The sequence below is a fragment of the Kordiimonas lacus genome (assembly GCF_001550055.1).
Lineage (GTDB): Bacteria > Pseudomonadota > Alphaproteobacteria > Sphingomonadales > Kordiimonadaceae > Kordiimonas > Kordiimonas lacus.
The window spans coordinates 176,320-197,971 of the sequence record NZ_LRUA01000001.1; the positions used below are offsets into that span (position 1 = coordinate 176,320).

27 protein-coding genes and 1 tRNA gene are annotated in these 21,652 nt (G+C 57.3%); 17 read left to right on the top strand and 11 right to left on the bottom strand.

Translation table 11 applies throughout. The features are described 5' to 3' along the window. Positions 1-9 precede the first annotated feature (9 nt). Together KORLAC_RS00825 and KORLAC_RS00830 are read right to left on the bottom strand one after the other, a co-directional pair. Positions 10-495, bottom strand: a complete 486-nt coding sequence (locus KORLAC_RS00825; protein ID WP_068301360.1) for an MmcB family DNA repair protein — start codon at positions 493-495, stop codon at positions 10-12. Between the two features lie 93 nt (positions 496-588). Then, a complete protein-coding gene (locus KORLAC_RS00830) occupies positions 589-987 on the bottom strand; it encodes a hypothetical protein (RefSeq protein ID WP_068301363.1) in 399 nt (132 codons plus the stop codon). 177 nt (positions 988-1,164) lie between these two features. Between KORLAC_RS00830 and KORLAC_RS00835 the strand changes: the two genes are divergently transcribed. From KORLAC_RS00835 to KORLAC_RS00845, 3 genes are all read left to right on the top strand, one after another. Then, positions 1,165-1,380, top strand: coding sequence for a DUF3126 family protein (locus KORLAC_RS00835; RefSeq protein ID WP_068301366.1), 216 nt, complete (start codon positions 1,165-1,167; stop codon positions 1,378-1,380). A gap of 135 nt (positions 1,381-1,515) precedes the next feature. After that, positions 1,516-1,740: a hypothetical protein gene (locus KORLAC_RS00840; protein ID WP_074519543.1), complete on the top strand. Its 225-nt coding sequence runs from the start codon at positions 1,516-1,518 to the stop codon at positions 1,738-1,740. Between the two features lie 80 nt (positions 1,741-1,820). Continuing rightward, positions 1,821-2,411 (top strand): GNAT family N-acetyltransferase, encoded by a 591-nt coding sequence (locus KORLAC_RS00845; protein ID WP_068301372.1) that lies wholly within the window; start codon positions 1,821-1,823, stop codon positions 2,409-2,411. 104 nt (positions 2,412-2,515) lie between these two features. Here the strand turns inward: KORLAC_RS00845 and KORLAC_RS00850 are convergent. After that, positions 2,516-2,592, bottom strand: a tRNA-Arg gene (locus KORLAC_RS00850). A 294-nt stretch (positions 2,593-2,886) separates the two neighbouring features. Here KORLAC_RS00850 and KORLAC_RS00855 point away from each other — a divergent pair. Beyond that, on the top strand, positions 2,887-3,294 hold the full coding sequence (locus tag KORLAC_RS00855) for a hypothetical protein (protein WP_139167678.1): 408 nt from the start codon (positions 2,887-2,889) through the stop codon (positions 3,292-3,294). Here KORLAC_RS00855 and KORLAC_RS00860 read toward each other — a convergent pair. After that, positions 3,291-4,181 (bottom strand): P1 family peptidase, encoded by an 891-nt coding sequence (locus KORLAC_RS00860; protein WP_068301378.1) that lies wholly within the window; start codon positions 4,179-4,181, stop codon positions 3,291-3,293. The genes KORLAC_RS00855 and KORLAC_RS00860 overlap by 4 nt on opposite strands. A gap of 34 nt (positions 4,182-4,215) precedes the next feature. After that, positions 4,216-5,610 carry an ATP-binding protein gene (locus KORLAC_RS00865; RefSeq protein WP_068301381.1) on the bottom strand — a complete coding sequence of 465 codons (1,395 nt, stop codon included), beginning with the start codon at positions 5,608-5,610 and terminating at the stop codon, positions 4,216-4,218. 313 nt (positions 5,611-5,923) lie between these two features. Between KORLAC_RS00865 and rpmH the strand changes: the two genes are divergently transcribed. The 5 genes from rpmH to yihA all read left to right on the top strand — a co-directional run bounded on the left by rpmH (position 5,924) and on the right by yihA (position 9,359). After that, positions 5,924-6,058 (top strand): 50S ribosomal protein L34, encoded by a 135-nt coding sequence (rpmH, locus tag KORLAC_RS18610; protein WP_074519531.1) that lies wholly within the window; start codon positions 5,924-5,926, stop codon positions 6,056-6,058. A gap of 123 nt (positions 6,059-6,181) precedes the next feature. After that, a complete protein-coding gene (gene rnpA / locus KORLAC_RS00870) occupies positions 6,182-6,598 on the top strand; it encodes a ribonuclease P protein component (RefSeq protein ID WP_068301384.1) in 417 nt (138 codons plus the stop codon). 32 nt (positions 6,599-6,630) lie between these two features. Then, on the top strand, positions 6,631-6,975 hold the full coding sequence (gene yidD, locus KORLAC_RS19225; RefSeq protein ID WP_068301509.1) for a membrane protein insertion efficiency factor YidD: 345 nt from the start codon (positions 6,631-6,633) through the stop codon (positions 6,973-6,975). Then, positions 6,968-8,704, top strand: a complete 1,737-nt coding sequence (gene yidC / locus KORLAC_RS00880) for a membrane protein insertase YidC (RefSeq protein ID WP_068301387.1) — start codon at positions 6,968-6,970, stop codon at positions 8,702-8,704. The genes yidD and yidC overlap by 8 nt, the downstream gene beginning before the upstream one ends. A gap of 1 nt (position 8,705) precedes the next feature. Beyond that, complete coding sequence (gene yihA, locus KORLAC_RS00885; protein ID WP_068301390.1) at positions 8,706-9,359, top strand: ribosome biogenesis GTP-binding protein YihA/YsxC; 654 nt, start codon at positions 8,706-8,708, stop codon at positions 9,357-9,359. A gap of 33 nt (positions 9,360-9,392) precedes the next feature. On the opposite strand, the gene KORLAC_RS00890 is transcribed toward yihA, so the two are convergent. Beyond that, positions 9,393-9,740 carry an Hpt domain-containing protein gene (locus KORLAC_RS00890; protein WP_068301393.1) on the bottom strand — a complete coding sequence of 116 codons (348 nt, stop codon included), beginning with the start codon at positions 9,738-9,740 and terminating at the stop codon, positions 9,393-9,395. Positions 9,741-9,804: 64 nt separating this feature from the next. Beyond that, positions 9,805-10,062 (bottom strand): DUF3253 domain-containing protein, encoded by a 258-nt coding sequence (locus tag KORLAC_RS00895; RefSeq protein ID WP_068301396.1) that lies wholly within the window; start codon positions 10,060-10,062, stop codon positions 9,805-9,807. Positions 10,063-10,161: 99 nt separating this feature from the next. On the opposite strand from KORLAC_RS00895, the gene KORLAC_RS19230 reads away from it, so the two are divergent. Both KORLAC_RS19230 and KORLAC_RS00910 read left to right on the top strand, forming a co-directional pair. Further along, complete coding sequence (locus KORLAC_RS19230) at positions 10,162-11,217, top strand: BamJ family beta-barrel-assembly machinery protein (RefSeq protein WP_068301399.1); 1,056 nt, start codon at positions 10,162-10,164, stop codon at positions 11,215-11,217. Between the two features lie 228 nt (positions 11,218-11,445). Beyond that, entirely contained in the window at positions 11,446-12,414 is a 969-nt protein-coding gene (locus KORLAC_RS00910) for a GNAT family N-acetyltransferase (protein ID WP_160328566.1), read from the top strand. On the opposite strand, the gene KORLAC_RS00915 is transcribed toward KORLAC_RS00910, so the two are convergent. Further along, on the bottom strand, positions 12,411-12,953 hold the full coding sequence (locus tag KORLAC_RS00915) for a winged helix-turn-helix domain-containing protein (RefSeq protein ID WP_068301408.1): 543 nt from the start codon (positions 12,951-12,953) through the stop codon (positions 12,411-12,413). The genes KORLAC_RS00910 and KORLAC_RS00915 overlap by 4 nt on opposite strands. Before the next feature lie 108 nt (positions 12,954-13,061). Here KORLAC_RS00915 and KORLAC_RS00920 point away from each other — a divergent pair, with 108 nt between their 5' ends. The 5 genes from KORLAC_RS00920 (at position 13,062) to KORLAC_RS00940 (ending at position 17,845) form a co-directional block, all read left to right on the top strand. After that, positions 13,062-14,165, top strand: coding sequence for a serine hydrolase domain-containing protein (locus KORLAC_RS00920; RefSeq protein WP_068301412.1), 1,104 nt, complete (start codon positions 13,062-13,064; stop codon positions 14,163-14,165). 158 nt (positions 14,166-14,323) lie between these two features. Next, positions 14,324-15,415, top strand: coding sequence for a ZIP family metal transporter (locus tag KORLAC_RS00925; protein ID WP_068301416.1), 1,092 nt, complete (start codon positions 14,324-14,326; stop codon positions 15,413-15,415). 83 nt (positions 15,416-15,498) lie between these two features. After that, positions 15,499-16,263, top strand: coding sequence for an SDR family NAD(P)-dependent oxidoreductase (locus KORLAC_RS00930; protein WP_068301418.1), 765 nt, complete (start codon positions 15,499-15,501; stop codon positions 16,261-16,263). Between the two features lie 77 nt (positions 16,264-16,340). After that, positions 16,341-17,414 carry an AI-2E family transporter gene (locus tag KORLAC_RS00935; protein ID WP_068301512.1) on the top strand — a complete coding sequence of 358 codons (1,074 nt, stop codon included), beginning with the start codon at positions 16,341-16,343 and terminating at the stop codon, positions 17,412-17,414. 77 nt (positions 17,415-17,491) lie between these two features. Then, positions 17,492-17,845 (top strand): hypothetical protein, encoded by a 354-nt coding sequence (locus tag KORLAC_RS00940; RefSeq protein ID WP_068301421.1) that lies wholly within the window; start codon positions 17,492-17,494, stop codon positions 17,843-17,845. 83 nt (positions 17,846-17,928) lie between these two features. On the opposite strand, the gene cysK is transcribed toward KORLAC_RS00940, so the two are convergent. The 3 genes from cysK to KORLAC_RS00955 all read right to left on the bottom strand — a co-directional run bounded on the left by cysK (position 17,929) and on the right by KORLAC_RS00955 (position 20,665). Then, on the bottom strand, positions 17,929-18,852 hold the full coding sequence (cysK, locus tag KORLAC_RS00945; RefSeq protein ID WP_068301424.1) for a cysteine synthase A: 924 nt from the start codon (positions 18,850-18,852) through the stop codon (positions 17,929-17,931). A gap of 49 nt (positions 18,853-18,901) precedes the next feature. Further along, positions 18,902-19,777 carry a serine O-acetyltransferase EpsC gene (gene epsC, locus KORLAC_RS00950; RefSeq protein ID WP_068301427.1) on the bottom strand — a complete coding sequence of 292 codons (876 nt, stop codon included), beginning with the start codon at positions 19,775-19,777 and terminating at the stop codon, positions 18,902-18,904. Positions 19,778-19,906: 129 nt separating this feature from the next. After that, the gene (locus KORLAC_RS00955; protein WP_160328567.1) at positions 19,907-20,665 is read right to left on the bottom strand and encodes a lysophospholipid acyltransferase family protein; all 759 of its coding nucleotides are present in this window, start codon (positions 20,663-20,665) and stop codon (positions 19,907-19,909) included. A gap of 199 nt (positions 20,666-20,864) precedes the next feature. Here KORLAC_RS00955 and KORLAC_RS00960 point away from each other — a divergent pair, with 199 nt between their 5' ends. After that, positions 20,865-21,209: a PilZ domain-containing protein gene (locus KORLAC_RS00960; RefSeq protein ID WP_068301433.1), complete on the top strand. Its 345-nt coding sequence runs from the start codon at positions 20,865-20,867 to the stop codon at positions 21,207-21,209. Positions 21,210-21,652 lie beyond the last annotated feature (443 nt).

Genomic DNA, 21,652 nt, shown 5'->3' on the forward strand with positions numbered 1-21,652 from the left:
GCGAGCGAATCACCCAAGGCGTCCGATCATCCGGGCAGAAAGGCGCTGGGCCCCGGCCCGCGCCATCTTGAGCGTCAGGGTCTTGCGCCGGGCCGCATTCACCGGCCGTACCGCGGCCGGTCGAACGATGTCGGCACCATATGCATCCGCAATAATCAGCCCTGCCACATCCGGCAGGCTGTCGGGGGCGTCCAGGATGTCGCGCGGGAAGGCTGCATCGACAGCGAAATAAAACTCCTCGCAATAATCGAGATACTCACGCCATTTGGTGTCAGCCCGATAATCGGCCACAGACGATTTCACTTCCACGATCACCGCCTTGCCCCGCCGGTCCAGCCCGAGCACATCCACGCGCCGCCCGTTGGTGAGCGGCAGTTCCGTCAAGGGGGCGAAGCCGAGATCCATCAGGAAACGGACCACACCACGGGTGACCGATTCGGTCACTTCAGGCCGGCCGTTGTCATTCGAACAGGTGTTGGGGGCTTGGTTGGCCATGGCGTTCCTCTTGCGCGTCAAGGTGGGGAACAGCATGGCGAATGGCGCAGTTGCGCGCAAGAAAAAAGAACAAAAGAGGAACAATGGTGCAGTTTAGCCCTGGGATTCCTCAGCGATGATGGTGGTCAACCGGCTTTCAAGTGCCGCGCCTTTTTCACCGCCATCACCTTTGATCTTGTTGGCGAGAATCACTTCAAAGGCACGCACATGGGCATCCACCACACGGCGGCTCATCTCGCCTTCAAGCTTTTTAATATACACGCACAGGGAGGTGCCAACGGTCGTCATCAGGTTGAAATCGAAGCTGCTGCCCATGCCTTTGATGTTGTGGGACAGGTCATAAAGGCGGCTGGCGGTTTCGCCTTCTGCGGCGTCGCGCTCAGGCATTGCGTCTACAATCCCGCGCATTTCCACCACGGCATTTCCGGTCCATTCCAGAAATTGGCCCACCAGCTCTTCGTCGTCGGCATATGAAAACTGATCGTCTGTCACTCGTATTCGCCCTTAACTTGTCCTCTACCCCCTTTAAGCTATCTAACTCCCAAACATTAACAAGCGATAAAACGCCCGCAGGGCGAGAGACTGCTTTTATTGATGGTTTTCCTTGCAATTGGGGGGTGCCCTTCGATAAACCAAGGCAACAACCATTCCGGACCGAGGAGCATCAGGGTGACACCGAACGAGATCGCGCGGCTGCAGGCGTACCTGCAGGGCAAATTCAACAACAATATGATCAAGCTGGTTCGCCGCCCGAAGGCTGGGGATTCGGTCGAGATGATGTTGGGCGAAGAATTTATCGGTGTGATCTACAAAGACGACGACGAAGGGGAAGTATCCTATTCGATGAATGTCTGCGTTCTTGAAGAAGACCTGCCAAAGCTCTAGGCGGCGCATCTCCCATAAATGCCTGACCAAGCCGGCCCCTTAAAGGCCGGCTTTTCTGTATGCGGCGTCTTTTGGCGCTTGCCATCGCCAAGCCGCCCGACCTATTTTGTCAGCATCAGTATTAAGGGAGACGTCATGCTGTATCTTGTTGCCTTGCTCATTCCACCCCTCGCGCTTCTGCTTGCAGGTAAACCGTTCCAGGCTATCCTTAGCGCCATTATCTGGATTCTGGCCTGGGTTTTGAGCATTGTTGCGGGTCTGGGCTTTATTATGTGGGTCATCCTGGCGGTTTGGGCCATCATGGTGGTGCGCGACCGCAATACCCGCAAAATGATGGAAGACATGCAGCGTCACCCCTGAAGCGCAGCCTTTGTCCTTGCCAAACCAGCTATCCGACCCAAATAAAGTGAAATTGTTTCACATTTTGGGAGAAAGATGCTTTGCTCAGCGCCTGCCGACGCCTAGGCCGCCAGGAACATGGCCTGGTCGGATCCATCGTTGCGAATTCCTTTGCCGATGACCCCGTAAATCAGTGGGCCTTCAACGGTACCGCTGCGATGCGGCCTGCTTTCACCGCCATGGCCAGGCACTGCTATCTGAAGCGTGGCTTTGGCCATGTCACCACGGACGGACTTGCCGGCACGCTCTGGCTATCGCCGGGTGACTGCAAAGACTATGGCTTGATGGGCAAGCTGGCTCTTGCATCTGCGATCCTGACCCACAGTGGCATCACAGCGCTCCGGCGCGGGATGGCGCTGGATAAGGCGCTATTTGGTAAGCACCCCGGGACGCCACACTATTATCTGTTCGCCATTGCGGTTGACCCCAGCCTGCAGGGCCGGGGTGTTGGCAGCCAATTGATGGAAGAAGCGCTTGCCACCATTGATGCTGCGCACATGCCCGCGTTTCTGGAAAATTCCAAACCCCGTAACACGCCCTTTTATGAACGCCACGGCTTTCGCGTGATAGAAGAAATCGTGCCCGCACCCGGCTGCCCGCCCATGTGGTTGATGTGGCGGGATGCTCGCTAGGCCATAAAAAACCCGCCAGAAGGCGGGTTGTTTTGAGTGGCGCCCAGATGGGCCAGAAGTTGGTGCGCCATAAAAAAACCCGCCAGAAGGCGGGTTGTTTTGAGTGGCGCACCGGGGAGGATTCGAACCCCCGGCCCCCAGATTCGTAGTCTGGTGCTCTATCCAGCTGAGCTACCGGTGCATGCCATCAAATTGTCACCTGAAAGGGGTTACCCTCAAGGTGTGCGGCGGAACCTAATCAGATTGCTTTTATATTGCAAGAGGGAAATCGCTTTTTCTTGTTTCCGCCACATTTCAGGGATAGGCTTTAGCCCTCAAACGCCCATAATATAAGGCTTTTATGGTGAAAATAAGCGCAAAAATTGTCTCTATTTTTACAGCCGCCGTGATTCTTTCTGCTTGTTCAAGCAGTAAAGGCGGCTGGCCGAATCTTTCTGATCCGGTGCCAAATCCGTCGGAAAGGGAGCGTGAAATCGTGCGGTCTGAAATCCCCGCCGCTGTACCCACCAACAAGCCCACACCGCCGACACGCCCGGCCCTGACCGGGGCAGCCTCGCCCGCACCAGTGGCCGATTCGCTGCCTTCGTCTGAAGAGGAAGCGTCCGACCTTCTACTGACGATCAAGGAAGCCCTGAGGGATGAGACGCTGGCGTACCGCAAGGCCAAGGCCAAAATTGCTGAGGCGGAAGAGGGCGACGCCCTGCAGGACGCCTGGTTTTCTGCGCAGTTAGCGCTCACGCGCCTTAGCCGTACGGCCAGTCGGCTGGATACCCTGATGGCGCTTGAAATACCGCGCATCGTGGCAGAAGCCAGCACCGAAGCCGAGATCATGGAACGATTCGTCGTGGGCGAACGCCAGAAGCTGTTCGAATCAAAGCCTTAAGCTACTGCTTTCTGCACTGCGCGAACCAGGGCATCCGCCGCCAAAGTACCCAGGACCGCCATTGTCGGCGCCAGGTCCGCCTCCAGCGGCTTTGCGCCTGTCGACAGGGCAAAGACCGTGTCGCCGTCAAACGGGGTGTGGATGGGCCTGATTGAACGGGCCAACCCGTCCTGCGCCATCATCGCCAGGCGTTTGCAGCCTGCCTTGTCCAGCGCCAGGTTTGTGGCAATCACTGCGATCGTGGTGTTGGCACCAACAAAGCCAAGCTTCGGTAGGGCGACATCACCAAGATCAATATCAGAACCATCAGTTACGGAACCGAAACTGTTTACCGCAACGATAGCACCTACTTTCAAACCGTCTTCCGTTTCAAAGCTGGCAGTACCAATACCGCCCGCTTTTGCCCCTGCCCGGGCGCCAAAGCCTGCGCCTGCCCGCCCTTCGGTAACATCATGGGACAAGGCCTCGACAGCCTGCATGCCAAGCGTCCGGTAAGGCGCTTCGGTGCCCCAATCCTTGTCGCCACCGTTCATCAGATCGAACAGGATCGCGGAAGGCACCACAGGCACGGCCCGCGGCCCAAGCGGCAGACCGATGCCTTTTTCCGACAGGGCCGCGATCACGCCGTCGGCGGCCGCGAGACCGAACACCGACCCACCAGACAGCACCACGCCGTGCACCCGTTCGACAAGGCATGTGGGGTCAAGCGCGTCTGTATCGCGCGTGCCCGGCCCGCCACCGCGCACGTCCACGCCCATGGCCACGGGCTCGTCGGGGATGATTGCCGTCACGCCGGTCTGGGCCTTCTCGCATGCCACCTGGCCGACCCGCAGGCCGCCGATATCCGTGATCGAATCGCATTTGCCCGCTTTGGCTGTGATGCGCATGGTCTCTCCCCTCACCTCAACAGGTATGGCTGTGTCAGTTTTCTTCGCCCGGCAGGCAGATCATGAAAGTAGTGCCCTCAGCGCCGGTTTCTGCCAGCCCAATTTGCCCGCCATGGGACAGGACAATATCCCGGGCTGTCGCAAGGCCTAGGCCAGTACCGCCCGCGCGTGACGACTGGAACGCCTTGAAAAGCGTCGGCCGGATGGCTTCCGGGATACCGGGGCCCTTGTCTGTCACCTTGATATGGACTGTGCCATCCTTGTCCTTCTTGGCGCCGACCAGAATGGAGCCTTCGTCGCCTTGCACGTCGCGGGCATTGCGGCACAGGTTCAGGAGCACCCGGTGCAGCTGTTCTGGATCGGCATAGACCGTTATGTCGTCATCCACATCACAGTTGAATTCAAACTTGCTGTCTTCTTCAAGGCCAAGCGACGCCGCCACATCAGCCACCAGCTCACCCAGTGGCGTCCACTCCTTTTCCGGCACTGGGTCATCGGCCTTGCCGTGCCGGATGGTGCTTTCGCACAAGGCCACTGCCCGGCTGACACTGTTTACCAGCCTGCGCGAGACCTTCTGGACCCCTGGATGGTCGACCCGCTGGAGCGAATCGGATGCCAGCTGCGCTGTCGCCAGGATATTCCGAAGGTCATGATTGATCTTGGCCACCGCCTCACCAAGCGCGGCTAGGTTCGACTTCTGCTTCAGGTTCAGCCGGAGCTCTTCCTGCATGCGCACAAGTTCGCGTTCCACAAGGCCGATCTCGTCGGGGCGCCTGTTCTGCCGCATCTTTGCCGGCACGGCCTCTGGCTTGCGCCGGAAGGAAACGATGCGGTCCTTGAGGCGGCGCATGGGCCGCACCAGCAGCCAGTGCAGCGCCAGATAAACAAGAATGCCCGTGAACAGAGACGTAATGAGCGACAGCACCAGCACATTGTTGGAATAATTCTTGAGCGCAGCAAACAGGCCCGATTCGTCCATTGTGATCTCAAGCATGCGGGTGCCGGGCACCATCGGGTCGCCGACCACCCGGATAGCACGGTTGCCGCCCTGCTCCAGCGTGTTGAACGCATCCATGATCAGCGTCCCGAGCGACGGGTTCCTGAGGTCAAACGTGGCTTCCACCTCTTCGGGCATCACGTCATAGCCGAGCAGCAGGCTCTTGTCCTCGCGCCGCATGATGATGGCAATCACACCAGACTGGTTGAGAAGCCGCTGCTCAAGCTCGGGGCTGACCATATTACCGGGAGCCGCCTCAAGCGCCAGCGCCGCGATCTGGGCGTTCTCCAGCCGGGTCTCAAGATAGTCCTGCCGGAACGACGCGATGGACGTCGGATAAATAAGGGCCGATATCACCATCACAAAGAGGAAGGTGAGGATCAGCAGGCGCGACCTGAGGCTGGACGTCAGCGGTTTATAATGCTCGGGCATAACCTGTTATGAATCTCATCCGGCATGGAAATGCAAGTAAACTAATTGGCGTATAATAGCACTTTTCCCGATCCGTCCAGCGCCGATTCGCCAGTAAGGGCACAATCGGGCCGCCGCCTTCTAGCGCCAGAACGGCGGAAGTCCTTAATTTATGGGTAAATCCGACCAAAATATGGTAGAAGGCATACCGGATACCAAAAAGCGCGACATGTATTGTTGACTTCGACAATTCTGACGGTTATACAGCGCGCTCGAAATTGGACGCCGGGCCGCGGTTCACCGCAGAGCAAGGCGATTAACTGGAGTAAGTCAAGTGAAACGGACCTTTCAACCGAGTGTGCTGGTGCGTAAACGCCGTCACGGTTTCCGTGCGCGCAAAGCTACTGTAGGTGGCCGCGCTGTGCTTCGGGCACGCCGTGCTAAAGGCCGGAAGCGCCTTTCGGCGTAAAGGTCTGGGCGCCTTTTGGGCACCCCTATCACACACGATGAGAGCTGACCGAGAGATATCCGGTCGGCTTTTGTTGTTTTTGAGCCAGTTGTTATTGGCATTTGGCGGGCAGACATCGGCACCATGACCGAACAGGCTTTAAAACTCGCGCGCATTACCAAACGGCCGGACTATCTGGCGGTTGCGGGCACCCGCCGCAAGTGGGTGACGCCCAGCTTTATCCTGCAGGCCATGCCGGGTGAGGGTGATTCGCCGCCACGAGCCGGTTTTACTGTTTCAAAGAAGGTGGGCAAGGCCGTTATCCGCTCGCGTGCGCGGCGGCGGCTCAAGGAAGCCTGCCGTGCCATTTTGCCGCAATATGGCCAGGCTGGTTGGACCTATGTGCTGGTTGGCAGGCCCTCGTCTGTCGAATATGATTTCGTGAAAATGCAGGCCGATATGAAGTGGGCCCTTGCAAAACTGCATGCGGGTGCCGATCTAAACTCGGGTAAACCGCAGAAAACACCGCAGAAATCCTACAAGAACCGAGGAAATGCCTGATGGCGAGCAAGGAGCATAAGACAGGGCAGCGCATGAGCCCGCTGGCCTTCCTGTTCCTCATTCCGGTGCGCTTCTACCAGCTTGTGATCTCGCCAATGATCGGCCCCCGGTGCCGATACCAGCCCACCTGCAGCAGCTATGCCGTGGACGCTTTGCGTCTTCATGGTGGACTTAAGGGCGGATGGCTGGCAATAAAGCGCATCGCCCGCTGCCACCCTTGGGGTGGATTCGGATACGATCCTGTGCCACAAAGCGTGCGCCCGGGCGAAACGCCCTCGGCAGATGCACACAAGCATGGCTCAGGCTGCGGATGTGACAAGAATTTGGAGGCCGGCCCAGACCGGCCAGATGATCAGGGTATGACGTCTCATGGGTGACACTAAGAATATTGTGCTGTTTGCAGCAATCTCGATTGCTGTCTTCTTCGGCTATAACGCGCTTTTCATTTCGCCGCAGCAGGAAGCCCTGCAGCGCGAGGCCGTACAGCAACAGGCCGCAGCGCAGTTGGAAGACGGCCTTGCGCCCAAAGAAGCAGCGCCCGCCGATATGGATGGTCCCGACAGCAATGCCGTGGCCCAGTCCAGTGAGGACAACAGCGACATCGGCCACGTCAAAATTGTCACGCCTGAGCTATCCGGTAGCCTCTCCCTCAGAGGAGCACGGTTTGATGATCTTTTGCTGGTCAATCATAAAGTCAGCATGGAAGACGACGCAGCGGATGTACGCCTCCTTCGCAAAGCTGGTTCTGCAGACGCTTATTATGCGCGCTTCGGCTGGGCAGCCAGCCGTCAGGAAAACGGTTTTGTACCAGGACCCCGTAGCGCCTGGACTGCTGACAGCGACATACTGACGCCCGACCAGCCGGTGACACTGGCATGGGACAATGGCGACGGTGTGCGGTTCCTGATGAAGGTGGAAGTAGACGAAAAATTCATGTTCACTGTTTCCCAAACGGTGATCAATTCCACTGACGAGACGCTGCAGGTTGCACCGTATGGCATGATCAGCCGCCGCGGAGAGCCTAAAACAGATGGTCTCTATATCCTCCATGAAGGTGCCATTGGTGTCTTCAACGGCACCCTGACAGAAAAGACCTACTCGAACCTTGAGGACGACGGGAAGTTTGAGGCCACAGGGTCGACCGGCGGATGGATGGGCATTACAGACAAATACTGGATGGCCACCCTGATCCCGGATCAGCAGGCAGAACTGTCCCGTGCGCGCATGATGAAAAACAATGGCGGCTACCGTGTTGACTATGTGGAAAACTGGCAGCCACTTGCTGCAGGTGACACCCTTGAAAGCACAAGCCGCTTCTATGCTGGCGCCAAAATTGTCAGCACCATCGATGATTATGCCGACACCTACAATATCACCCTGTTTGATCGCGCCATCGACTGGGGCTGGTTCGACTTCCTGACCCGGCCGATCTTCACCGGCCTGCATTGGCTCTTTAACGTGACCGGCAACTATGGCGTCGCAATCCTGGCCATGACAGTGATCCTGAAACTGATCCTGTTCCCGCTGGCGAACAAATCCTACCGCTCCATGAGCCACATGAAGGACGCCCAGCCCAAGATCAAAGCCCTGCAGGAGCGCTACAAGGACGACAAGCAGCGCCTGCAACAGGAAATGATGGCGCTCTACAAGAAGGAAAAGATCAACCCGATGGCCGGCTGTTTGCCGATGATCCCGCAGATCTTTATCTTCTTCGCGCTCTATAAGACGCTTTATGTCACCATCGAGATGCGCCATCAGCCCTTCTTTGGCTGGATCACTGACCTTTCTGCCCGCGATACGCTGACACCAGTGAACCTGTTCGGCCTGATCCCGTGGGACCCGCCGGCCATGATCGCCATCGGCGTGCTGCCGATCCTGATGGGCATCACCATGTGGCTGCAGCAGAAGCTGAACCCGCAAACCTCGATGGACCCGACGCAGCAGAAAGTCATGAGCTTCCTGCCGATCATCTTCACCTTTATCATGGCGGGCTTCAGCTCAGGCCTGGTACTGTACTGGACCTGGAACAACCTGCTCTCGATCGCGCAGCAATCCTTCATCATGAAGCGCGAGCACGCGCGGCGTGAAGCCCTGGGCAAAGCGTAGAATGGAAGAAGAGCGCTACACACAGCATGACATGGAACGCGGCCGGCTTTTGTTTGCTGGCCGTGTCGACTTCATCATGGGCGCGGTGTCCCTGGGGACTCTGCCGGGTGCGGACCGCCCTGAAGTAGCCTTCGCCGGACGCTCGAACGTGGGCAAATCGAGCCTTGTGAACGCGCTGACTGGCCGCAAGACGCTGGCCCGCACGTCGAACACTCCGGGCCGCACACAGGAACTCAACTATTTCGAAATGGGCGCGGAGATGAACACCCCCGCCTATCTTGTTGACCTGCCCGGCTATGGCTATGCCAAGATCGAGCGCAAGAAAGTCAATGCCTGGACGCGTCTGGTAAAAGACTATCTGCGTGGCCGTCCGAACCTCAGGCGCGTGATGCTGCTGATCGACAGCCGCCATGGCCTCAAGGAAAATGACCGCGAGATCATGCATATGCTGGACGAAGCAGCGGTCAATTATCAGATCGTGCTGACAAAGCTGGACAAGCTGAAAGTGGCGGACCGCGACAAGATTCTGAAAAAGACCCAGGAAGACGCCAAGAAATTCATCGCCTGTCACCCGATTATCATGGCGACATCCAGTGAAAAAGGCTGGGGGCTTGAAGACCTGCGGGCTGAGATTGGCCAACTGACCGCCTTTTAGGCGGTCGGCATCCCCACAATAGTGCGGCGCGTCCTAGTTGGCTTTATTGAAAGCCTCCAGCGTTTCTTCTGAAATCACCTTGAACTGGCTCAGTAGACCATCGATTTCCGGGCGACCATCTGCCTTGGCGGCAAATTCGATTGCCTGGCAAGCTTCTCCAAGACGCATGGCGCCAAAGCTGCGCGCCGCACTTTTGAGCGCGTGAGCCTGGATTTCAAGCTGTTCAAGGTTGCCAACGGACGCATGTTGCATCAGTTCACAGCCGGAATCTCGGATTTCTTTTTTCAGCGAATCCAGCAGGAAAGCTGCCGATTCTTCCCCAACTTCTGCTGCAAGCCGGTCAAGGACAGGCTTGTCAAGCAAAGGTATCTGACCCCCCATAGAGTACTCCTCTCGTGCGCCAACAGTTTAAGGCTTTAGGACACAATTGCCAAGTAGTCTTACGCTACTCATCCGCTGCTGGTTTAGAAAAACGGTAGACCCCCTTCAGTCCTTCCGGAGAAACAACCTTCTTTTTTCGGATAAACACCAGCAAGCCATCTGCATGAAGTTTCACGGCTTCGATGCGAATTCTGGGTAAATACTTGCGCCAGTCTTCCTCTTCTTCAGCCAGAACTTGTGCAATTTCCCGTGGAGCGACCGACCTGGTGTCCTCCAGATGGTCCAAAATCGCCTGCCGGATGTCTGTATCGGCCTTCGCCATATCAATTCCCCTTGTTTCTGGCACCGTAGCCCGATTTTTCCTTTTCCCGCACGCGCTCAAGGGCTAGTGTCCCCGCAGAAATCTTGGCGAGGAGTTCCCATGAAACTTGGCTTAAAGGTTGCGGCCACCGTTGCCGCACTAAGCTTAGCAGCCTGCAGCAGCGAAAGCGACGAAGAGCAAAAATCCGACACCGGCACAAGTAGCGCCGAGCTAACGGAAACACAATCCGAAAAAGCCCCTGAAGCTTCAACAGAGGTTTCATCAGAGGCTTCTACCGACGCGGCGGCTGCACCGCAAACCGATGAACAGAAAGTATCAGATACAATGAGTGAAAGAGAAGCGTTCCGCACAGAGAACCTGGCATACCTTGAAGAAAACATGAAGAAGGACGGTGTTCAGGTTACCGAAAGCGGCCTTCAATACCGCGTGGTTGAGAGTGGTGACGGCAAGAGCCCGACCGCCGCTGACTATGTCACCGTACATTATGCTGGCAAACTGATTGACGGCAGCGAGTTCGACAGCAGCTACAAGCGCGGCGAACCTGCCACCTTCCCGGCTGGTCGCCTGATCCCAGGCTGGACCGAAGCCCTGCAGCTGATGAGCGTGGGCGACAAGTGGGAACTGACGATCCCGTCAGATATCGGTTACGGTGAGCACGGCGCAGGCGGCGGCCTGATCCCGGGCAATGCCACACTGGTGTTCGATGTTGAACTTCTGGATGTGATGACACTTGAAGAAGCGCAGCAAAAAGCCGAGGAGATGGCCGCAGCCCACAAGAATGAGCAACTGGCCTGGCTTGAAGAAAACGCCAAGAAAGAGGGCGTGGTAACGCTTGAAAGCGGCCTTCAGTACCGCGTTATTACCGAAGGCACTGGCAAGAGCCCGACTGAAACGTCCATGGTGACGGTAGACTATAAAGGCACCATGATTGACGGCACCCAGTTTGACAGCAGCTATGACCGCGGCGAACCCGCCACCTTCCCGCTGGACGGCGTGATCAGGGGCTGGACAGAAGGCGTGCAGCTGATGAAAGAAGGCGCCAAGTATGAATTCTTCATCCCCTACGACCTGGCTTATGGCGAGCGCGGTTCCCGCTCTATCCCGCCATACTCCACGCTGATCTTCACCATTGAGCTGAAGTCGGTGAACAGCTAGGACAAAAGACAAAGGACGCCATAGCAACGCCCAAGGACATGCTGGAAGTAGAGATAAAAGATCACGTCCAGCAACGCCAACGCCCCAAAGAGCGGCAAGGCGATATATTTGAGCACCGCAAAGGCGGCCCCCAAAGTGACCCGGGGTGGGGCAATGCGCCACCCCATTACATCCTGAACGTCTGGCCGTTTTCTGAACATGGCTGGACCATAACAGGGGATCATGCCCTTGCCTAGCGCCGCTGACATCCAACTGGCCTTTGGCGATATCGACCCCGACCTGTGGGAATCCCTCAGTGACGACCAGCCATTGCCGCTGCAGCAGCATTGGGCTTATGGCCAGACGCTCAAGGCCATCGGCGCTGACATCCAGCAACTCACCCTGTCCCAAAGCGGCACCCCCATCGCCATCGCGCTGGTGGGAAAGCGGCGGTTTTACCGCATCATCCGCATGAACAGCCTGATGCGTGGCCCACTGTGGCTGCCGGGCGTCACGAAGGATGAGCAGGCGGCAGGCCTGAAGGCGCTGCGGAAGCACCATAGCCCCTGGCGCTGGAACTTCATGCTGTTTCAGCCGGAACTGGCCGACACGCCAGAAGACAGGGCGGTGCTGAAAGCTGGTGGCTATCGCCGCGTCATGACGGGCTACAGCACCATCTGGACGGACCTGGGCCCAAGCGTAGACACCCTGCGCGCCAGCCTGAACGGCAAATGGCGCAACCAACTGACCAAGGCTGAGAGTTCCGGCAAACTGGAAACCGTCATTGGCGGCCGCAAGCAGCACCAATATGCCTGGCTGACGGACCGCGAGGCCGACCAGCAAACCCAGCGGGGCTATCAGGCCGTGCCCATCGGGCTTGTCCCCATCTATGCCGGCATTGCAGAGAGGTTCGCAAAGGGTGACGACAGTGTGGGTGTGATGAGCGTGACGGCGCTGGCGGGCCGCAAGAAAGTGGCTGGCGCCATTTTCATGCTGCACGGCAACAGTGCCACCTATCATGTCGGCTGGTCTGGCGACGAGGGCCGGAATCTGAATGCCCAGAACAAGGTCTTGTGGGACGGCATTGTGGCGCTCAAGGAACGCGGCATCCGCTTTCTGGATCTGGGTGGGCTGAACACAGCTGACGGCGCAGGCATCGCCCGCTTCAAGCTGGGGCTTGGCACTGACCCGGTGACGCTTGCGGGCACCTGGCTTTAGGGCGTCGGCTCCATATCCTTCTTCTCGATAAACTCCTGGTCGCCCTGTTCGGTAAATTCGATCTCAATCTCCCGGAGCGCGACAAATTCAAAATAGGCCCAGGTCAGAAGTCCGACCAACAGTGCCCCACCCACCATCCAAAACAGCCCTTTGTTTCGTTGGGGCGCCATTTCCAGCTGAGCTTCCTCGAAAGGCGTGACCGGCGCGATCAGCGCATAGCCCCGGCGTGGAATGGTCTTGATGTAGCGTGGCGCCTTCGGGTCATCCCCCAGGGCCTGCCTGAGCTTCGATATGGCCTGGGTTAGCGCCTCGTCCCCGGCATAAGGAAGATTGGACACCGCCGAGAGTAAAGTGTCGCGGGAAACCGGGTCCCTGGGCACGGCACAGAGTTCATCCAGTAAACGTACCAGGCGCGGTTCAATGGTTCGCACCTCAATGCCGACACACAGCTGATGATGCATCCGGTCCAGCACCACATCGCCAATACGAATTTTCCGAGCAAGGCCACTGGCGCCAAGGGTTTCGTCAGCTTTCGTCAATGTTTCTCAACCTTTTCGTCAGGACAAATGCGGCCCCTTGGCTGCAGCGTTCAAACAGTTACGGCGAACATCGCCGCGATGTCAAATCTGCAATATGCGAGGATACCCATGCGTTTAATCAAATACATTCTGCTGCTGTGCTATGGCCTGCATCTAGCCACCACCGGTCTGCGCGCCGATGGTCCCGACACGCTCATAAGCAAACAAGCCCTGGATGCCTTCCTGAATGATGCTGAAGCCAAAGGCTTCGTCGGCATAGTTGGCATCTCAGGGCCTGACGGCACGATTTATGGTCGCGGTTTTGGCACAACCGGTAACGGTGCCCAAGTCTATAGTCTTGAAACGGTCAATGACATTGCGTCCATCACCAAACAATTTACCGGGGCAGCAATCCTGAAGCTGATGGAACAGGGCAAGCTAAACCTTCATGACCGGCTGGATCGTTTCTTCAAGATACTGCCTGAGGACAAAAAGGCCATCACCCTGCATCACCTGTTAACCCACACAGCCGACCTGCCCGACACGGTCGGACCGGACGAAGAAGCCATTGACCGCGATACCTACCTCGCGCGTGTTTTCGGCACCCCCTTAATCACCGAACCCGGTACACGGCATGCATACTCCAACACAGGATATTCCCTTCTGGCGGCAGTGATCGAGGTGGCCAGTGGTCAGCCTTATGAGACCTATCTGTTCGACAACCTCTGGCAACCCGCAGCCATGTTCACCACCGGCTACTATCGGCCCGACTGGCACGGCCGCAGCTTTCCTGCACTCAGCGAGCCCCATAACGGCCTCACTTCTGCAAAAGACCTGCTGGACCAGACAGCGGGCAAGACGTGGCACCTGTTCGGCAACGGCGGAATCCTGAGCAGCGCCAACGACATGCTGAAATGGCACCGTGCGCTTATAAGTGGCCGCATCCTGTCGGCCGGTTCCAAAGACTTCCTGATGAAGCCCCATGTACCGGAGGATGACAGCAATATCTATCATTACGGTTATGGCTGGTCGATTGTACCCAATTTTCACGGCCACAAGCTGGTGTGGCACAATGGGGGAAGCTATTTCAGCCGGGCCGAATTCTGGCGCTTCCCGGATTCCGGGATAGGGATTTTCATTGCCACGCATGACCGATCAGTTGAGCCATTTTTCATTGCTGACGGTATCGCTGCGGTTCTGGACGGACGCCCACCGCGGCCCGTCCAGCCTTAATTCAGCTTCTCGGCCCATAAAAGGGCCCGCCGCGGATGCGATGCTGCGGGCCCTCTCTTCTGGTCAAACAAAATAACTGCCATCTCTTGATGTTTTTGGCTGGCTTTCCATATTGTGATATTATAACTGTACATAACCGGTATGTATGAGGTTTGAGTTTGGAACTGGCACTGATCCTATCTGTCTTGTTGCTGCTGGCTGCGCCGCTGTTGGCACAGCTTGTTGCGCGCCTGCCTGCCCTGAAGGGCGGGCTGGATGGATTTGTGCTTGTCACCGTCCTGGGGCTGGTGACGCTGACCCTGCTGCCTGAAGCCCTGGCGCACAGCGGTGTGCTGGCAATTCTGGTCGCCGCCTTCGGATTCTGCCTGCCCTGGATTGCTGAATTCCTGTTCCACCGCGCCGAGGAAATGACCCACCGCGTTGTCATGCTGGTGGCTGCTCTCGCGCTTGTGGTGCACGCGGCGTCTGACGGCGCCATTCTGGCGTTTGCAGGCCAAAGCGACCATGGCTCCTTTGTGGCGACAGGCGTGCTGTTGCACCGTATCGGTGTGGCAGTTGCGGTCTGGTGGCTGCTCAGGCCCGTGCTGACCACCTGGGCAGGCGTTGCTGTGCTGGCAGCCCTCGGCGTCATGACCATCATCGGCTATGTCATGGTGGTTTATGCGGGCGACTGGTACCATATCCCGCTTGTAGGCTACTGGCAGGCCTTTGCCGCCGGGTCGCTCTTGCATGTGGTACTGCACCCGCTTGATGACCATAACACCGCACCGAATGCTGGAAACATCTGGGCGCATCGTCTGGGAACAGTTGCCGGGATCGTGTTTCTTGTAGCCCTGATCGGCGCCCATTATCTGCACCATGCACCAAGCGACGTAACCATGATGTCGGCCCACGAGGCCCACCATGTGGTTGACCTGATGGGGACAATCGGGCGCCTTGCAGCGCCGCTTATGCTGCTCGCACTATTGGCCGCTGCCACTTACACCAAAATCTATGGTGGTTCGCTGCAGGCCGCATACACCAGCCTTCAGCGCGTCGCGCCCTGGACGCTGGTGCTGTGGTTCACGCTAACGGTTGCCGCAGAGCTTTCGCCCTATGAAATTCCCGCGCCGAACGACGGCTATATCATGTTCGGCCTTTGGCTCGGTATTATCTGTGTCGTGCTGGTTCACACCGGTGCGCGGATCTTTTTCTCCCAGTTGCTGCCAGGCGGCAAGCCACACCGGCACAGTCACGGCCATAGCCACTAGAAGGCATCCCCCGACCTTAGTTTTGCTTGCACCGCTGCCTTTTTGGCGGTAGCCATGGCGCACGCAAAAAACAGGAACAGTCCATGCGCTTCGAGGCGAAACGAGTGATAGTGACCGGCGGTACGTCCGGCTTTGGCGAGGCGATCGTGAAAGCGTTTGCCGCTGAAGGCGCCGATGTGCATTTCTGCGGCCTGATCGACACCGAAGGCAAGCGTGTGATGGCGGACGCCGAAGGGCTTTCAGGCACAGTCCAGTATCATCATGCCGACGTGCGTGAGGAATCTTCCGTCGCAGCCTTTATCCACAAGGCGACAGATGATGGCACGCGACTGGATATTGCCGTCAATAACGCCGGTATCAGCCACACGGCGGCGCGCTTCGCCGACCAGGATATGGCCATGGTGGAAGATGTGTTCCGCACCAACGTGATGGGCATCTGGTTTGCCATGCGCCATGAAATTCCGGTCATGCTGAAATCTGGCACGGGCGCCATTGTCAACACGGCCTCAATCCTGTCGCGCTCGGGCGCTGAATGGATGGCCGCCTACGGTACCAGCAAGCATGCGGTTGTCGGCCTCACGAAAAGCGCTGCGCTTGATTATGCCGACCACGGCATCCGCATCAATGCAGTCTCGCCCGGCCCCATGCTGACGCCTATGTTCGAACGCGCGCTGGCCGATATTGGCGGCGACATGAGCAAGTTCGCAGGTGGCCTGCCGAAAGGCGGCCCGGCGAACCCGAACGACGTGGCCAAAACAGTGCTTTATCTGGCAAGCGAAGAAGCCGGATACATGAACGGCGCCAATGTCATTGTGGACGGTGGTACCTCGTCGGGCCAGCACGCATGAAAATGCCACAGTTTGGCTTGAAACTGATAGCCGAACACCAAAAATACTGTTAAGGCTCAGCCCGGGAGCACATGCAAATGAATATGCTAAGCGAATGGTATCGCCGGACTTTTTCCGACCCACAGATGGTGCTTCTTGTGCTGTTTGCGCTGGCGGCTGTCCTCGCCATTTCGCTGTTTGGCCATATGCTGGCCCCCGCCATCGCTGCGGTCGTTATCGCTTTCCTGTTGGACGGGCCAACCGAATGGCTGATCCGGCGTGGCGCGCGGCGCTGGGTTGCTTTCCTGTCGGTTTATCTGGGCTTCATCCTTTTATCGGTCATCGCCATGCTCACGGTGGTACCGCTTCTGATCCAACAGGTCAGCCAGTTTATCAACGACAGCCCAGCCATGGTAGGCAGCATGCGCAACGCGCTTCTGTCGCTGCAGCAACGCTTCCCTGACCTGATTTCGGAAACGCAGGTCAACACTTGGCTCACCGGTCTTGGCAATGAGATCGCCAATCTTGGGCCCAAGCTGCTGCAATATTCCCTGTCTGGCCTGACGGGCGCTGTGGCCTTCGTGGTTTACGTGGTGCTGGTGCCGGTGATGGTCTTCTTCTTCCTCAAGGACAAGACCCAGATCCTGAGTTGGTTCGGTAGCTTCCTGCCAAGTGACAAGCCGGTACTGGAACAGGTTTGGGGCGAAGTGCTGGAGCGCGCGGGCGACTATGCCCGCGGCAAGGTATATGAAATCCTGATCGTCGGCATCGCGGCCTTCATCACCTACAGTGTGCTGGGCTTGCCTTACGCCACGCTGCTCGCGGTTGCGACTGGCCTGAGCGTCATCATCCCCTATTTCGGCGCGGCCGTTGTTACCTTCCCGGTGGCCCTGGTCGCATATTTCCAGTGGGGCCTGGGCGGCGAGATGGCCACCGCGGTCATTGCCTATCTGGTTTTGCAGGCGCTGGACGGCAACCTTCTGGTGCCCCTTCTGTTCTCTGAAGCCGTGAAACTGCACCCCAATGCCATCATCATCGGCATCCTGGTGTTTGGCGGCATCTGGGGCTTCTGGGGCGTTTTCTTTGCCATTCCGCTTGCGACTGTGGCGAATGCCATAATCCGGGCATGGCGCGAACGCTCAAGTGGCAACAACAGTCCGGCTAAGGCCTGATTTTAAAAAAACTTTTCAAGTGGGTGCAATTCTGCCTAAATTAGAGCAGCGCAACCAAACACAGGCATGTAGATTTTATGATTCTGGAGTCTCGCAGTATCATCTTCTCAGACGAAGAGCTCGTTCTCGCACTTCGTCCTGTTCTTGAAGGACGGGGGCAATCCACCAACCCACCGCTTAAGAACATCATTTCTGAACTGGATGAAGAGGGTGAGGTTTCAGTGCAGATGGTTCTGTCTGATGGATCGGACACCATCATGTTCAACAGCCGTGAAGTCGGCGCCGCTGTCCTCAATCACTGTATTGACCAAGGCGTGCCGCTGCCGCGGGGGTCATACAAGGAGCTCGCTATCCGGGGAGATCACGTGGCCCTGATTGTAAGGCTTGAAAGCGGCAAGATCAGTTCCGGCATCGACGAAGACGAAGAATAAGGCAGACATCTACGTTGCGACAAAAGAAGGGCTGCCGACTGGCAGCCCTTCTTTTTGATACCAAACAGAATTTGGTCTTTTGCCTACTCTTCAGGAAGGAAGTCCGGCACGGACAGATAGCGTTCGCCGGTGTCGTAGCAGAAGCCGAGGATACGCGTGCCCTTGGGCAGGTCCTTTTCCTTAATGGTCTGGGCGATAGCTGCGAGCGTCGCGCCCGAGGAAATCCCCACCAGCATGGCTTCCTTGCGCGCAGCCTGACGGGCCATTTCCTTGGCGTCGGCTGGGTCCACCTTCACCACGCCGTCCATCAGGTCCATGTTCATGACTTCCGGGATAAAGCCCGCGCCGATGCCCTGAATTGGGTGTGGCCCTGGCTCGCCGCCGGACATGACAGGCGACAGCGTCGGCTCAACGGCCAACACCTTGAGGTCTGCCCACTTGTCTTTGAGGACTTCAGCACAGCCCGTGATATGGCCGCCCGTGCCAACACCGGTGATCATATAATCAAGGCCTTCCGGGAAATCCGCGAGGATTTCAGGGCCTGTGGTCTCGCGGTGCACTTTCACGTTGGCCGGGTTCTGGAATTGTTGCGGCATCCAGGCACCATCGGTTTCTTCAACCAGCTCAGTCGCCTTCGCAAGCGCGCCTTTCATACCCAGTTCTTTTGGCGTCAGGACAAATTCGGCACCGTAGGCCAGCATCAGGCGGCGGCGCTCGATGGACATGCTCTCGGGCATCACCAAAATCAAGCGGTAGCCTTTCACAGCTGCCACCATGGCAAGGCCAATGCCCGTATTGCCGGACGTGGGCTCAATAATCACACCACCAGGCTTCAGCGACCCGTCTTTTTCGGCTTCCTCAACCATCGACAGGGCGATGCGGTCCTTGATTGATCCGCCCGGGTTGGATCGTTCCTGCTTGATCCAGACTTCATGGTCCGGGAAAAGGCGCGAAACGCGCACATGCGGCGTACCGCCAATTGCATCAAGAATGGATGCAGCTTTCATCGTGGTCCCCCTCTTTGGGTCTGTTTAAATTCCGAATATGGTGCGAGGCCTAGCGTTCCGCCGCCTTGCGGCTGCGCATGGGCACGATCTCGTCGGTATCTGCCGGGCGGAACATGACGCGCGACCAAGCGGGTACCGACCGGGTAATCCATACATTGCCCCCGATCACCGAATTATGCCCCACCACGGTCTCGCCGCCAAGAATGGTGGCACCGGCATAGATCACCACATTGTCACCAATGGTGGGATGCCGCTTTTTCGACCGTTGGTCCGGGTCAACCCGAAGGCCACCCAGCGTCACGCCCTGGTAAATCTTCACGTTATTGCCAATGATAGCCGTCTCGCCAATCACCACGCCCGTCGCGTGGTCGATGGCCAGCGAATGGCCGATATGAGCGCCCGGGTGAATGTCCGCACCGGTTTTCTGGTGGGCATATTCCGTGATCATTCGCGGCAACAGCGGCACGCTGCGCTTGTGAAGCGCGTGGGCCAGCCGATAAGCCACAACGGCAAAAAAGCCTGGGTAACAAAGGATAACTTCCTCGATGGACTGGGCCGCTGGATCACCGGCCACCAGCGCCTGGGCGTCCTGGTAGCAAAGATCGGCAATTTCCGGCAGGTCCGACAGGAACCCATGCACCAGAAGACGCGCGCACCCAACGTCCTCATCACGGCACAGTGGGTCAACCAGGTCGTAAAATGAATCCTCGAGAACACGCAGGCGTTCCTCGAGCGAGAGATCGTCATCTTCCGCAACGGCATAATGCGGGAACATGACCGCCGCCGTTTTCTTTAACAAGTTCCCGATCTTGCCAAGCGACATGCCTGACAGGTCGCCGTACTTCTCATGATGGCTTTTCAGCCGCGCGGCAATATCGTCGAAACTGCTCGTCGCACTCGGCTGGTTCTTTGGCGTCACCGTCATTGGATGCCCTCGCGTTTTTCTCTTTATAACAGTTTAGGAGGGCGGCAGCCATCTACAAGACCAAAGCGCGCTAGAAATTCTTCACAAAGCCGAGAGGAAAGCTTTTGTGCAGCCGGGGAAAAGCCGGGGCTATTTGGCCTTTTTTGGAATTAAATGCTCATAACCGGCTTCCACCATCAGCTGATGGGAGCGGTCAACCACCTTGTCTTCCAGAAGCGCCATGAACTCTTCCTTCGTCCGACCCGGCGCAAAGGGACCGTCAATTTCGAACACTGCGGTCCCCGCCCTGTGCCAAAAACCCTTGGTCCAGAACAGCCCTGTGTTGGTGGAAACAGTGTAGACCGACAGGCCGGTTGATTCCTGCAGATGGAATGCTCCTGACTTCAACCGGCGCGTCTGCCCTGGCGGCACACGGGTAGCCTGAGGATAAACGATCAACGGCCGACCAAGGTTCACCACATGCTTTGCCACCTGATCCATGCCCTTGTGCGCATTCCGAGATTCTCGGTCAATCCGCACGATCCGCATTTTTTTGAGAATCCTGCCAATGAAGGGCACTGAAAAAAGCTGCCTTTTCGCAAGCGCCGTCACGTCGTTCCTCAAAGGGAACGTCATGATCGGGTCCATGTTGCTCTGGTGGGCGGCCGCCAGGATCAGGGCGCCGTCTTTGGGCAGTTTCTCCAAACCCCGGTACTCATGCCTGATCCCGCCAAAGACACGCGCAATCCACAGGGAACCGCGGCAATAGAAATCCACACCCTTACGGGTTTTGGCTTCCGATACGAACATGCTGATGGGCGCGAGGATCAAGCCGCAGAAAATTAGAGTGAATGGATAAAAGGTCAGATTGAAAAGAATAGACCGTATCCCGTTCATCAGAGCTTTCACGCTTTCACTCCATTCGCTTGACTGCATTGTGCGCTAGCAGCCGACAGGCCGCATGGTGTCAGAGTCTTTTAGCCGCCTCTCCGCCCGAACGCCAGCCCAACCGGCTTTCGCTTGGCAAAAAAATCGGGTAACCTGCTGATAAAGTTGGTCAAAAAGCCTGATTCCAGGCCATGACCTGCCGAGAGCCAGAGGAACAGCAATGACAGATGATGACAAGCGCCGCGACGACAGGCTCCCGGTCCTGTGGCATGGCACGTTGATTGACGAGGCGGAGTTGAGCTACCCCTGCGAGATCCGTGATGTGTCACATGCCGGGACGCTGGTAACCTGCGAAGAAGAATTTCCCATGGGCACGGAGCTGATGCTGCATATTGAAGACTTGGGTGAATTTGCCGGAGTGGTGAAATGGCAAGGCTCACAGCAACTGGGGCTGATGATCCTGGCTGGCCCTGACCTGGTCCTGAAGAAATTTGCCGAGGGCTCTGGCGCAAACATTTCAAAACGGCCTGTTGAACTGGGTGATGACCCACTCAAAAGCGGCTAGCCCTGCTGCCAGCCGGGTACCCAGCCTTCACGACATAAAAAAATGAGCGGTCCCGTGGCTTGGATACGGGCCGCTCAAACTTCCTCGCTGAGTGTCTTTGGAGGATTCTCTGACCTCCTTTGTTATCGTTATTATTTGTAGCGGCGTTGGCGCCGACGGCTAAAACCGGTGAATACCGCCACGCCTGCTTTCTTGCTGTCTTTTGGCTCGGGCTTTGCCACATGGTTCAAGATAGTCATCATTTTCTCCTCGCTGTCGTTTCTGAAACCTTTTGGCCTGAAGTTCTTTAGGTCGGTTGTCCTTTTCGGATCCTGTCAGAAACCTGTATTTTGCTGTCGTCGTGTTGTTGTGTTGTTTGTTGCTTCAATAGTAGCAACGGCCGTGCCAACTAATTAAATCATTATATTATAAATACTTAACAGTTTTTCAGGGGTGGCATAGGA